At 70.2% G+C, this 459-nt stretch carries 1 protein-coding gene; it reads right to left on the bottom strand.

The features are described 5' to 3' along the window. On the bottom strand, positions 1 to 459 hold a 459-nt coding region (locus tag DEQ92_RS22575; RefSeq protein WP_115821807.1), incomplete at both ends, for an SDR family NAD(P)-dependent oxidoreductase.

Raw genomic sequence — 459 nt, 5'->3', positions numbered from 1 at the left:
CCCGGACGTCCGAGCGGACCAGTTCAGTCGAAACAGAACGAACCATCCCGAGGATCCCTGCTTTCGCCGCAGCGTAGTTGGCCTGCCCGAGGCTGCCGCGGGCCGCCCCGGCGCTGACCGCGAGATACGAGCGCTGTCGGTCGAAGCCGTCGTCGCCGGCGGCCTTGTTCGCCTCGCGCCAGTGGGCGGCGGCGGCGCGGAGCGGTGCAAACTGGCCGGTGAGGTTGTTCTCGATGACGGCCGTCCAGTCCTCCGGCGAGAGCTTGTAGCTGAGCCCGTCCCGGAGAATGCCCGCGAAGTTACAGACGAAGTCGACGCGGCCGTACTCCGCGACGGTGTCCGCGATGAGCGTCTCCGCGTATGCGAAGTCGCTCACGTCGCCGTGGTGCGCCATCGCGGTTCCGCCGCGCTCTCGGATCTCGGCGGCGACGTCCTCGGGGACGGACGGGTCGCTGCCCG

It is taken from the genome of Haloferax sp. Atlit-6N, assembly GCF_003383195.1.
GTDB lineage: Archaea > Halobacteriota > Halobacteria > Halobacteriales > Haloferacaceae > Haloferax > Haloferax gibbonsii.
This window is presented reverse-complemented; position numbering and strand designations above follow the sequence as displayed.